This is a genomic window from Gracilibacillus salinarum (assembly GCF_022919575.1).
Classification (GTDB): domain Bacteria; phylum Bacillota; class Bacilli; order Bacillales; family Amphibacillaceae; genus Gracilibacillus; species Gracilibacillus salinarum.
In genome coordinates this window covers 4,456,235-4,469,541 of the sequence record NZ_CP095071.1, presented here as the reverse complement: position 1 = coordinate 4,469,541, position 13,307 = coordinate 4,456,235, and the positions used below count along the sequence as shown (strand labels likewise).

General features: G+C 38.0%; 8 protein-coding genes. All 8 read right to left on the bottom strand.

From position 1 onward, the window contains the following. Positions 1–8: 8 nt before the first annotated feature. Entirely contained in the window at positions 9–1,709 is a 1,701-nt protein-coding gene (locus tag MUN87_RS20830; RefSeq protein ID WP_244743737.1) for a heparinase II/III family protein, read from the bottom strand. Beyond that, on the bottom strand, positions 1,706–3,316 hold the full coding sequence (locus MUN87_RS20825; RefSeq protein ID WP_244743735.1) for a response regulator transcription factor: 1,611 nt from the start codon (positions 3,314–3,316) through the stop codon (positions 1,706–1,708). The genes MUN87_RS20830 and MUN87_RS20825 overlap by 4 nt, the downstream gene beginning before the upstream one ends. Further along, positions 3,294–5,120: a sensor histidine kinase gene (locus MUN87_RS20820; RefSeq protein WP_244743733.1), complete on the bottom strand. Its 1,827-nt coding sequence runs from the start codon at positions 5,118–5,120 to the stop codon at positions 3,294–3,296. Before MUN87_RS20820 ends, MUN87_RS20825 begins: the two co-directional genes overlap by 23 nt. 92 nt (positions 5,121–5,212) lie before the next feature. Continuing rightward, positions 5,213–6,604 (bottom strand): ABC transporter substrate-binding protein, encoded by a 1,392-nt coding sequence (locus tag MUN87_RS20815; RefSeq protein WP_244743731.1) that lies wholly within the window; start codon positions 6,602–6,604, stop codon positions 5,213–5,215. Between the two features lie 107 nt (positions 6,605–6,711). After that, entirely contained in the window at positions 6,712–7,518 is an 807-nt protein-coding gene (locus MUN87_RS20810; RefSeq protein ID WP_439649674.1) for a carbohydrate ABC transporter permease, read from the bottom strand. Between the two features lie 51 nt (positions 7,519–7,569). Beyond that, the gene (locus MUN87_RS20805) at positions 7,570–8,520 is read right to left on the bottom strand and encodes a carbohydrate ABC transporter permease (protein ID WP_244743725.1); all 951 of its coding nucleotides are present in this window, start codon (positions 8,518–8,520) and stop codon (positions 7,570–7,572) included. Then, positions 8,510–9,178 carry a YesL family protein gene (locus MUN87_RS20800; RefSeq protein ID WP_244743722.1) on the bottom strand — a complete coding sequence of 223 codons (669 nt, stop codon included), beginning with the start codon at positions 9,176–9,178 and terminating at the stop codon, positions 8,510–8,512. Before MUN87_RS20800 ends, MUN87_RS20805 begins: the two co-directional genes overlap by 11 nt. Positions 9,179–9,343: 165 nt before the next feature. Further along, positions 9,344–13,162, bottom strand: a complete 3,819-nt coding sequence (locus tag MUN87_RS20795) for a glycoside hydrolase (RefSeq protein ID WP_244743719.1) — start codon at positions 13,160–13,162, stop codon at positions 9,344–9,346. Positions 13,163–13,307 lie beyond the last annotated feature (145 nt).

The window sequence follows — 13,307 nt, the reverse complement described above, 5'->3', positions numbered from 1 at the left end:
CTCCCTCCTTAAATAAGTTTGAATCTGAATTCAGCCTCTATTACTGGCTGTATTGATTTACAAGTTAATAACATATGAATAAACCATTCTTTCTCTCCACTATGATTGATAAAATATTTCCGTTCCATTGCAGGCTGCCAAAAATCTGAATCATAATGGATTTCCATGCTTACCTCATCACCTACTAATATACATTTATCCTCATACCATTTGTAAGGTAAATCAGCCAGAATGAAAGATTCTACCAACGATTCAGGTGAATCAGTAAACTGATAAGTATCGATGAACTGAAGTTCGGACTGCTCCGTATGCATCCAGTTCAATTCTCGTAACAGTCGCATATCATTAGGATACGCTTGACTTAATTCGATAAGCACACGATCAGTTGCATCGGCTTGTTCCACCTTTAAGAATTCCCCTCGATACTCCTCTCCTTCCTGCTGATAAATCCCGTCGATCACAGGAACCGAATGCCCCTCTGCACTATTACAAATAAATTGATAACGATTGTGATTAAAATAATCTTTGTTATATTGGCCAGCACCTAAATCTCGTAGAAATAATTGATTTTTACCATAAAGAATCAATTGGCCGACATCATTATGATTATGAGGTTCCTGATTATGTCCTGCTTTTACAGCGAAACAGCTCTTCTTATTACGAGATAGAAAGATTGCGGACTCCTTTAAGTAATAGTTTTGTTCTGGCCAATCACTCCCTTTAAGGCTGGCATCGTACCATTGCAATTCCCGAATTGCCGGTGCCCATCTGCCACAATGATCCACAATATTAGTCTGAGCCAAATCCTCGTCAGGCAGATGAACCTCAAGAAATTGCTGATGGAGATAATGAGTAAAGCCAATCTGTGGTGCTGCTTGAGCAGGAGCATCAGAGAAATTAACGATATGATTCCCTGATAAAAAGATTTTCTCTTGAAATAACGCTATCTGTTTAACCTTCGGATCAAGAAACAAGTTGATCTGTTCAGCCTTTTTTAACAAATCGGCATAATAGCAAAAAAATCCAAAGCCGTACTGCCAGTATAAATAACCTTCTGTACATCCCCCATCCTGATAAAATCCGGACAGATAACTATTCATTGTTTGGTTGACACGAGTAAGGATGGTACGCCTTTCTTCTTTATTTTCTATTAAATAAATAGCTGCGGCACCAATTGATCCTCCACATACACTAGCCCAATTGTGGGTAGCCCTTTCCCAATGAAACGTTTCTTGCTTGAATGGAGTGAATACTCTTCTATCCACCTCAATCGCCACTTTCTCTTCAATAAAAGGATCAAGCTTTCCTTTGAACATGGTTATCATTTCTGCTAGCATAAAGGCTGTTTCAGCTGCAAAAAGGTCAACGGTGTATGCTAGATGCTTCATTTGCTGATACTTTTGATAGTTTTGTTCTTCCCTGTTTTGATCCATATGAGCTGGCAAACACCAGGTAAATTCATTGCAAATTTGCCAAATTTCATTTTCCAATAACGATGCGACATGCTTGTCATCCGGAAATTCATACAGCATTAAACCAAACGTTGTAGCCCGTTTTCTTCGGTAGAAATATTGCTTTTCATATGCTTCACGTTCTCCAGTCGTCATAAACTCCCGGTATGTTCGAAAATCAATCTCCGTTACTTTTTCCTGTTCGAACCTTACAGCGTCTGCTCGCAGCTTTTTGAGTACTTGCTTTCGCCAGCTCATTTAGCATTTACCCCATTCCATTTATTTCCTCTGAATTCCAGTGGCGTACAGCCTACCAGCTTCTTAAAGACTTTTATAAAATAGCTCTGATTGTCATAACCCAACTGATCACAAATATTACCGACGGAATCATCCGTTACTTCTAACAACTCTTTTGCCCGCTCTACCTTGCGCTGTTTGACATATTCAACAAAAGTTACTTGCATTTCTTTCTTGAATAACCTGCTGAAATAGCTTGAATTTAAATAAAGATGTTCTGCCACTTCATCCAATGAAAGCTTTTTGTGCAAATGATGAGACACATAATAGCAAGCTTCCAGCACATCTTTATGATAATTATTCTTCAATTGCTGCGCGGTTTCATCCAGGCATTTCTTGGCATAGTCTTGCAGCCACTCTTGTAATTCATAGATGGAATGAAGGACAAACACCTCCTCCTGTAAGGTTTCCACATGATAATTGGAAGGTAAATAAGGCATCGTTCGTAATCGCATATTGACATCCAGCACCATGCGTAAGAACCATTCCTTTACTACTTTAGGATGAAATTGCTTCTCCATACAAAACTGGATCCATTTCTCCAAATAGCGAGAAAAATCAGTCAGGCTTCTTTCAAACAAAGCTTGCTTCAATTGAGAAGTAACCTCTTGATAATAAGAGAACATTTCCTGGTTGAAAGCCTTCCTTTCCATCTGCTCATCAATGGTTAAAATGGCGCTTGATGTGGCATAGAACAATTGTGTTTCATTGCGCAATAAGGATAATATTTCTGGTCTCAGCGTCTCCGCTCCTGCTTCACGACCTATTAAAAAGGTAAGATCTATTTCCAAGAATTGTTTTAACGCTTCTTGTAATGATTTCAACAAATTCCGTAGTTCACCATAACTGTCGTGCTTAATGGTGACTTGATAGGGATAAAAAACAAAACCTTTGTTACCCTCATAATGGACACAAACCATCTCCTGACTTTGCTGCTGTTCTGTCATTTCCTGTAACACATTTAAAATCGCGAATTGCAAAGTATCTTCTGATATATAATTTTCTTTTACTTTGTAGAAATTCATGATCGAAAATTGAACTGGGATATAAGCGGTCTGTTTGTGTAAAACTTCTAAAAACCGTTTAGAAGATCCCTGAATTAATTGTCGTAGCAGCTTTTGATTTTCGATGTCCGAATTCATTTTCACTTTATGCTGTAACTGTTTTACTTCTACTAACTTCGTAATATCACGATCTAATTGTTGTTTACATTGTAATAAAATGTCTACCAAATCATCGGGGTTAAGCGATTCTTTTAATATATAATCTTGTACATCTAATTTTAATGCTTGCTGAGCATACGAAAATTCGTTATGACAGGAAATGATAGCAACTTGTAAGTTATCTTTCATTTGTTTCAACTTTTTCGTCAATTCGATGCCGTCCATCTTTGGCATTCCAATATCAGTAACTAATATATCTGGCATCTCTTCTTTGGCAGATTCATAGGCTTGAAGACCATTCTCATGTGTGCTTAGTAATTCCATTCCGAGTGCTTCCCAATCAATTGTTTCGGATAAAAATTCAATCGTTGGGTAATCATCATCAACTAACATTACCTTGTACATCCTCTTCACCACCTAACGGAATAATGATTTCAATGGTAGTTCCTACATATTCTTTGCTTTTCACTAGCATTTCAGGCTTTTTGCGATACGAAAGCTGCAATCGCTCATATACATTTGTCATACCGATACTGGAGAATCCAGAATGGCTTGCCGCTCGTGTCTTATTCGTTGCATTTCCAAATGTATTATTCACACGCGCTAATGCAGACTCACTCATTCCGGCACCATTATCACTAATCAATATAGTAAACTGATAGTCATTTACATCAGCTTCAATACGAATTTCGCCTTCTCCTTGATTCAAACCATGAATAATGGCATTTTCGATTAACGGTTGTAACAAAAAACGCGGAACCATTTGGTCGTTCGTTTGGTCCGTACATTCTATAAGTAATGTAACTTTATTTTTTTGGCGCATATTCATCAGTTTGACATAGTCCCGAATTAAACCTAGTTCATCACGGAAGCATATCTGATCATCCTGATTATCAATCGTCCATCGCAAAAGTTTAGATAATGATTGAATCATACCAGCACTTTCCTTATCGCCAAACCGGAATACTTTCATACGAATCGAATTTAAAACATTAAATAAGAAATGCGGATTGATTTGCGCCTGTAACATCGCTAATTCAGCTTTTCTTTTTCTTTTATGGGTATGGCTGACTTCTGTAATCATCATATTAACGCGATCCAACATATTATTTAATGACTGAGAAAACTCTCCGATTTCGTCTTTACTCTCTACTTGAGAACGAACAGACAAATCTCCCCCCTGAACTTTTCGTACTACACGTTCAAGGTAACGAAGCGGCTTCGTAATACGCCTCATTAGATAAGCCAGTATCACAAAGAACACGGCAAAAGAAACCGCTAACAAAATGAATACTTTTGAAAAAATAGAATTAATATTAGACGTCGCTTGTTTATAAGGAACCTTCGAAACCAGCTTCCAATCATTAAAGGTTAATTCCTTTTGTGTTATGACATATTTCTGACCTTGCAATTCTACTATTTGTGAGGACTGACGAGGATTCAATTGTGCAACGAATGCTGCTTTATTATTAATTTGTTGTGGATCTTGATGGGATAGAATCGTATTATTGCCGTCCATTAACATTAATTCTTCTGATTCATTCTTATTCATCAATACGGTTCTCACTTTTGTTTCTAAAAGGGTTACGATTACATAGCCATAAATTTCTTTATTGTTACTTCTTAACGTTTTTCCGACTGAAAGCTGATAAGGATTCTGGATTTTTTCGTATTGCAGCATCGTTGGCTCTACTCCGGACCAGTATGTTTCATAGCCGTTTACCTTCTCTAATTTGTTAAGCCATTCTTCATCATACAAAGAATATGGATCAAATTGTGCAGTCGTATAATTAGTATAATATTTACCGTTTTCCAGCAAAATCGTTACGAATGACTTTTCGCCAAGCAGTGTAATATCTTCGATCGTTTTTTGGATTTGACGATCTTCTAAAAAGCCCGTGTAATCCTGATTTTCCAAAGCAGATAAGGACATATTGGATTTGTTTTTTAGAATTGTGTTTAATTCGGAATCGATCTGAACAAAGTTGGAAACGTTCAACATATCATCTAAGATATGAGAAACATTTTCTTCTGTTAAATCCAATGCCTTCGTCGCGTTTTGCATGGCTTGCTCTTCCACCGCATCTCTCGTTAAGTAACTATAAATAGATAAGGACAGTATGACAGGAATACCGATACAGATAAAGGAAGCAAGGAATACTTTAGAACGAAAAGAAGGAGACGTTAATCTCCGTAACAATGCCCTCATTTACATCCTCCTAACGTAAAAAGAATGGTTGGGGACAACGGATTAACGTCCCTTACTTAATTGTAATCGTTTTATTAATAATGCTTCAAGTATTATTGATTATTTTCGATAATCTCGTTAGCCCGTTGATCCATCGCTTCTATCGTGGCATCAATATCTTGCTCTTCATAAATCAATTTTTCGTATTCTTCATTTACCATTTCATAGATCTCAGCCTGATATGGTGCAGGAGGAATAATTTCGGATGCTTTTGAATTTTTTAAAACGGAAATTAGTCCTTCTTTGTCTACTTTTTCTGGATTATTTGTATCCTCAAGAATTGTCGTCACAATACTTTCTAATTCGTCATCACCTACACCATTCCATGAAGGAATATTTTTACCTTGAACAATTTGACCTTCTGTCGTGTACCAGCGAATGAATTCATACGCTGCCTCTTTGTGTTCAGAGCTGGATGCTACCGCCATATAATCCGTTGTTACCGGTGTATAACCACCTTCATCCCCCTCATCATTTTTAGGGTATGGCGCAACACCTACATTAAAGTTTAACGGGAATTGATCCGTACCACCAAGTTCCGTATTCATCCAGCTTCCAATTGTGACGAGGCTGGCATCTTGATTAAAGAACTGATCACGATAATGCAGCTGCTGTGACATAATATCGGTATAAGGTGTTGCGGACTTATCTTCTTTCTCCATTTGCCAGCGAAGCTCTAATGATTTTTTTAACATAGGGTCAGTAAAGTTCGAGCTGCCATCCGCTCGTAAAAATTCCGTATTTTCAGCTTTACTTGCTAAGGCTAGTTTCATATATTCCATCCAGCCACCATTTTGCGGGCCATGGAAGTACGTACCATAATGGTCATCAGTCGTTAGCTGTTTTGCATATTCGGCAAATTCATCCCAAGTCCAGTCAGTTGGCATTTCAAGACCAGCTTCTTCTAAATGGTCTTTGTTTACCAGTACATACCATGGGTTAAACTTTCCAGGTAATGCGTAATAGCTGTCACCTAGCTTGGTGTTTACCTTATACTCTTCACTCACTTCAAATCCTTCTTCTTCAATAAATTCATCAATTGGTGCTACCATACCTAAATCTACTCGTTGTGCATATGATGCTGGATCACTAAACATTAACACATCAAGCTGCTCACCAGAGGACGCTGCAAGATCCAGCTTCTGCAGTGCTTCATTCGTGTCACCTTTCTCACTAAGAATGACTAGTTCCACATCAATATTAGGGTGGGCTTCTTCAAATGCCGGAATCGTTTCTGACCAATTGTAGGAAGCTTCATTACCATGCGTGTGAAACATAATTTTAACTGGCTCATCTGAATCATTTGTTTCAGAATTTGTATCTTCATTACTCGCATCATCAGAGCTTGCAGCCGGCTCATCCTCCCCCGTATTACAAGCAGTCATCAAGATAGCGATACATACCAAACCTAGTAACAACATCCATGCTTTGCTTTTTACATTCATTCAACAAACCCCCTGTTTTGTTTTTGTAAACCCTTACAAATTAAATGCTATCATATAGGAAAATGATCACATATCACTATTTTTACCTTTGACAGCACTTTTTTTACCTATCCTTTCACACCACCTAGAGCGATACCATCAATAACATGTTTTTGTCCAAGTATAAAGACGATTAGCAATGGCAGTATAGCGGATACAGCTGCTGCCATAATCAATGTGTAAAAACTTCCATTCAATGTCGTAAATTTCTGCATGGCAAGTTGAATCGTATATAATGCATCCGTTCTTAAGAAAATTAGCGGATTTTGATAGTCATTCCATGTCCAGATAAATCGTAAAATCGCATAGGTGGCAACTGCTGGTCTGACAATTGGCAAGGCAATACGCCAGAAGATCCGCCAGTGGCCGGCTCCATCAATTTTTGCTGCATCAATAAAATCATTATGAATCCCTATGAAAAATTGCCGAAGCATAAACGTACCCAGTACACTAAAACTTCCTAATAAAATCAAACCAATATGTGTATCAAACAATCCTAAATAACGATATAAAATGAATTGTGGTACCAGGCTTGCTTGTGGAGGAACCATGTATGTGGCTAATACCACCAAAAACAGCCAACTGCCTGCTGGAAATCGGACTTTAGAGAAACCATACGCAGCTAACGCAGAAACCGTTGCTGAAATAACCGTTGTTAACACAGCTACCTTGATTGAATTCCAATAATATAAATAAAATGGCTGTTCACCAAACCATACTTCCTGATAGTTCGCAATGCCATTCCATCTGGAAGGAATCCATTCAATCGGATATTTAAATACATCCGCCTCAATTTTTAAAGACGTTGATAACATCCAAATGAAGGGAAGTAAAAAGGCAATACTGCAAAAGAATAAAATAATCGTGCTCACCAGCTTCTTTACATCAAAGCGTCGTTCTTTCTTCAACCCAATCACACCTTTCCATTAATAATTGACCCATTTTTTCTGTCCGATCCATTGAATGATCGTAATCAGAAAGACAAATAGGAATAAGACTACAGCAATAGCTGACGCATAACCGACATCCAGTTCCAGAAATGCTCTTTCGTATAGATGCCAGACAAGCATGGTCGTAGAATTAAGCGGCCCACCTTGTGTCAGTACAGCAATTAAATCAAACACTTTAAACGATGCAATAATCCCGGTAATTAACAGAAAAAAAGATGTCGGTGAAATCATCGGAAACGTAATGCTTTTAAACTTATACCAGCTGTTAGCACCATCGATATCAGCCGCTTCATAGAGCTCTTTCGGTATCGATTGCAATCCGGCAATATAGACGATCAGACTAAAACCGATAGAAATCCAAATATGAATTGTCATTAATGAAATTAGTGCAAAATTAGGGTCTGAAATCCAGGTCGGCGGATTATCAATTCCCAATGACATTAGCACCTGATTAATCGGACCCTGTGAAGGATGAAAAAGCACTTGCCATACCACTGCGATCGCCACCACACTAGAAATATACGGCATAAAGAAAGCTACTTTAAAATAACTTTTTAAGTAAACATTTTTATCAATAATCACCGCTAATAATAAGGCAATGATCATTGTAATCGGCACAGTCAGAATAAAAACGGCATTGTTTATGATCGATTTAATAAACTTCTCATCGTCTAGCAGTGCACGGAAGTTATCAAAACCTACCCATTGTAACTGATCAATCCCTGTGACAAATTTCCAGTCGGCAAACGCTAGAATAAAAGTTGCTACAATCGGAAACAGAACGATAACGGAGATACCGATAAACATCGGTGAAATAAATAGCAGCCCTGCCAGGCTTTCATTTTTTTCGATTCTTGATTTTTTCGTATTCTTGGAAGTATCATGCTGTTGCCACTCCTCAACGGATGCTGCTTGTTTACTCGCCATGGATAACACCTCTCTCTTTCAAAATAGACGTACGTGCTGTTGGAATTTGTATCGATTGAATTCTGGTTAAAGCAAATCGACTAAAGTACATAGCTATACAAGCTAAGCCGCTGCCCATAAATAGAAAACCAATCCCTGGTATCACCCAGCAAATAAATAGAAAACTGATTAAAGATAACCCCATCCAAACCGTTTGTAATGGGAACAGCGTACTAATCTGGATCGCTCTTTTGATAAGGCCAATAAGCTTACTGTCTGGAAAGGTAATCATGAGACCAAACACATAGAGCAAGACGATTGAAGCCAAGACAAGAACGGTCGCACTGCTGCTAAGAATAAGGTAATAAAGGATACCTGAAAAATTTTGCACTAAAGCAAAATCGATATATAAGGCTGTTCCTGTTAGTAACACAGCCAGTCCAACTAGATTACTTTTCACAAAATGCTGCTTATACGCTTTCCAGAATGCTTTTGTGATTGCAAAATCCTCTTGCGCCAGCCATTTACCAGTTAACGCGAACATTGCTGTAATTGCTGGGAAAATCCCAAAAATAATCCCTCCAGCCAATGTAAAGATGATGGCGATCATTTGAAGTAACGCCAGGCGATAGAGCCACTCACAAATTTTGAATATTCCTCCAGATGTATCAAACTGCATATGGCTTCCCCCTTTCCTTACTCAAAATTATAAACGCTTTCATTTAATGAAAAATAGCACTATTTTTACTTTTATCGATAGAAATTTGACATCATTGTAGATGAAAATGAAGCTAGCTGAATAATGACTCAGCTAGCTTCATCTTTCTTTACTGCGAAATAACCTTTATTTCATTCGACTTCGTCTGTCTCTCCAGGCAAAGATCCCTATAACGAGCAAACATAAACCAGCAAATAATAAATTAAATTGGTTAGTCGCCGTATTTGGTAAGTTATTGTTACTCGCATTTTCTTCATTATCCATGTTTTCTTCCACTGATGTCTTTACCAATACCGCATAACTAGAAAAGTGAGAAACCATAACGGTCAATGTTTGTTCTGATTTATCAGCCTCTGCAGCTTGTGCTTTCCATTGATCGCTTTCTTTATTGTAATAATAAATGTCTTTATCCCCTTCAACTTTTTCATCATATTCAAGGGTTAACTGAAAATTTTTGTCTGGCGATTCGGCTCCTTCAGGATATTTAAAAGCAAACGTGTAACCATCCCCAGATTTTTGCAATCCAGCGTGATTGGTTTCCATGATATCTTTTTCATAAATCGCTAGTTTCGTTCCTGCTGGTAGATCGGATGGCATTTTTATTCTCGACTTTGAGCCTTGTATTTTATATGTTTGACCTGCTTCAACTTCTGTATAAATCAAATTCTCTTTTTCACTTAGATTTATTTCGTAATTTACAGTCTTTTCCTGATCAGAATCGTCAGTAGAGTCATCACCGTCTCCCTCTTCTGAATCATCTTCTGGATTCGTTGGTTCAGGTTCCTTTTCAGTTATATCGATTGTATATGTTGCAGTGTCTTCTCCATTCTCTGCTGTTACTATTATTTTTGCCTCCCCGGGTACTGACTCTGGCAATACCGTTTCATAAGTGGCTAACAAATCACTCGTTTCTACCTCAATAACAGGCATTTCTTCACCTTGTTCTAATTCCATTTCATAGTTGTAATTAGTAGATTCAAAGTTTTCAAGTGGTTGCTCATTTACCCATATATTATCTAAGGTGGTCTGATCACCAACAACTGGGATATCCCCTGTTCCGTACACTTCCATTTCCCTAATCGCAATACATGTATCAGCCATGGCCGTTAACTGTGCTCTTATCTTAGAAGTAGTGATTTCTTCAAAGTCAATAGTTATATCATTTTCTGCTTCCACATTGAGATCTGACCCATCTATTTTCGTCCATTCATTTCCATTCCAATATTCCAAATATAACGATTCTGGAGGTCTTGTACCGCCTTCATCATCATAAAAAGATAAGGTAACATGGGATAGTAATTTCTCATTTCCAAAATCTATTTCAACCCAATCCTTTTCTCGCCATTCGTTTGGGTCCCAATTTGTCCATCGTGCATCAGAGTAATCACCATCATTTAACTGATTAACATCATCCCATTGTCCAGTAAACGAGGCTGAAGCTTTTGGAAAAGGCTGGTCACTTTCATTTAATGCCACATTTTCGAGGCCACCTTTTACCACTTGTATATAGGCAATTGCTTGCATGTTTGATCCTTCAATAACACCTTTTACGGTGAATTTCCCGAATTCAGCATAAACATCAGAATCAACTTCATTCCAATTAACCGCTACATCCACTTTCTCGCCATTTGTTAGGGTTGCCGTTACTGTATCTGGTAAATTCGGCGCATTTCCTTTCACTGTTTTTTGTTTTAACACTTCTAATTCCTTTATATCACTAACATAAACTGTTGCAGTTGCTATGTTTGCAGAGTTTGAAATTTCTCCCTCTACTTTAAACATTCTTTCTGATTGATATTGGTAATCATCGATTGACTCCCAATTGACAGAGACATCATCTTCTGTTTCATCACTGTAATACACATGAACGGTTTCTGGAAGTGCAGGTTCTGTTCCAACTGATGTCCACACTTTAACATCCTCTACTTTTTCAATACCTGATTCTGTGATTGTCCACTGTTGATTAGCGCCAGAAGTTGCTTTCCACACCCCTACAGAAGCACCTTCATTCGTCGACTGATCACCTACCTCTAAAAGGGTGCCACTCTCTTTGTTAATAAAGGTATAAATATCGTTTCCTGAAGTCGATAGCATCCATTTCTGTGCATCTAAGTTCTGAAATGGAGCTAATGTTACAGTTCCATCATTATGGGTTAAGACCTGGTCACCGGCAAGATTCTTTATTCGATATAGCTCCTTAGAGGTATATCCATCTGTAACTTTTTGTAATTGCCATTGTTGGGTTGTTCTGTCACGATCTTTTGAAAATTGAACTACTGAACTATCACTCAGATCTAAAACTTTTTCACTGTTCACATTTTCTATATGGTATGATTGTTCAGGTTTAATATAATTTTCAGCTTGATCCACACCTGCTACACCATTGATCACAAAAGTGGTAACAGATTTTGGTTCAACTCTTGTCGTTAATTTCTCGTCTTCTATCTCAATTTCTTCCCCTTGTTGCAGATTTGCTGAGGCTGAAGTAACATGTGGCGTAGCAGTCGCTGATGGATCCACTTGTTTAAATCCTGATAAATCAATATCAATATTCTTTTCCGTATCGGATGTATTCGTATATACCACCACAGCTTGTTTTTTAGAAGCATTAATAGAAGCAAGGGTATTTTCATTATCATTATTAATCACATGATCACCAGGACGAATGAATTTTGTATAGTTTGCCATTGTGTAATATTTTTTATTTTTATGCCATTCAAGTGTGTCAAAATTATCCGGAGTGAAATCTGCGTGGATGAGACCCCAATTCATATTTTCGTTTTCGGCGTTCATATTTTCTTGGTCTTCAATGGCTTGCCAAAGTACCCAGGCTTTTGACTCCAAGTTGGTAATATCTGATGTAATCCTTTCCGACAATGCTAAGCCTGGTTCTATGTTGTCGAAGTCCTGAGGAATACCACTTGGTCCCAGATCCACCTCTGACATCCACAAGCGTTTGTCTGCACTCTTTGCGACATCTCTCGCTGCATTTCTTTCAGCAGGCCAATACGTATGTACATTAAGTTGATCAATATTATTTCTCGTTGTCTGGTCGTATTGATCCCAGTTTTGACGAAATTTCTGTGGGTTTGTTTCATCCATGGCAGCTACCTGTGTATTAAGATTTAAAGGTTCAAGCTGTTTACTCACTTCATTGATGATCTTGGCCTGTGATGCTGGGTCCCAATGTGAGCCTTCCTGTCTGTTTCCAGCACCCCAGTAGTCCGTATTAGGCTCATTAACAGGTGACAATGTCTGAAACTGAATATTTTTTTCTTCTGCAAAGTACTTCACCACTTTAGTTAAATACGTTGCAAAATTTTGATATTGGTCTTCTTGGAGGTTGTCTTCTGATGAATTTTCATTTCCTGAGGTATAACCACTTTTTGTCATAAAATACGGAGCGGAGTTGGAGAAGGCTTCAAATGTATCAGCACCGCGCTCTTGCGCTGCTTCAAGCCACCATTGTTGATTACTATCTTTATTCCAATCCCAGTGATTAGGGTTTTCCGGATCCCACCAATCTTCTTGTTCCTGCCAGTCCTCACCAGCATTTTCTGGTGGATCATATTCAGCGGGACGATTCCAATATCCAGGAACAGCACCACCTGGCCTCATATATTCCTCTGTTTCAGGTGAATCTTCTCCTCCGATATTATATCTGGCAATATTTAAATTTAAACCGCTTTCATCAAATAGCGCGTCAGCTAATTTATTACGAATTTGATCCGGCCATCCACCCGTCACATTCGCAAACCATACTAATGCTGTCCCCCATCCATCAAATGCATCGTGTTGATAACTAGGGTCCAATTTGATAGTAGTATCAACCGTATTTTGTTGTTTTTGTGCAGATTCTTTTGCAAGGGTTGAAACGGGACTGAATATACCCATCAAAATAAAAATGATTGTAACAACACTGAATGTACGAACATACCGTTTCATATTATCCATCCTTTCTAATTCTGATTATTAATCTGGCTAAGCGACAAACATCAAAAAGTTGTTAAAAGAAAGTTAACACCTCCTTTAAAGAAATGTTCAAGAAGTTGGTCCATAAACAACTTCTTGAACACAGTGTAATAAGATG

What these genes read in the sequence shown, in the direction of transcription:
- MUN87_RS20830 (WP_244743737.1), bottom strand. Translation starts at nt 1,709, where the DNA reads ATGAGCTGGCGAAAGCAAGTACTCAAAAAGCTGCGAGCAGACGCTGTA.
- MUN87_RS20825 (WP_244743735.1), bottom strand. Translation starts at nt 3,316, where the DNA reads ATGTACAAGGTAATGTTAGTTGATGATGATTACCCAACGATTGAATTT.
- MUN87_RS20820 (WP_244743733.1), bottom strand. Translation starts at nt 5,120, where the DNA reads ATGAGGGCATTGTTACGGAGATTAACGTCTCCTTCTTTTCGTTCTAAA.
- MUN87_RS20815 (WP_244743731.1), bottom strand. Translation starts at nt 6,604, where the DNA reads ATGAATGTAAAAAGCAAAGCATGGATGTTGTTACTAGGTTTGGTATGT.
- MUN87_RS20805 (WP_244743725.1), bottom strand. Translation starts at nt 8,520, where the DNA reads ATGGCGAGTAAACAAGCAGCATCCGTTGAGGAGTGGCAACAGCATGAT.
- MUN87_RS20800 (WP_244743722.1), bottom strand. Translation starts at nt 9,178, where the DNA reads ATGCAGTTTGATACATCTGGAGGAATATTCAAAATTTGTGAGTGGCTC.
- MUN87_RS20795 (WP_244743719.1), bottom strand. Translation starts at nt 13,162, where the DNA reads ATGAAACGGTATGTTCGTACATTCAGTGTTGTTACAATCATTTTTATT.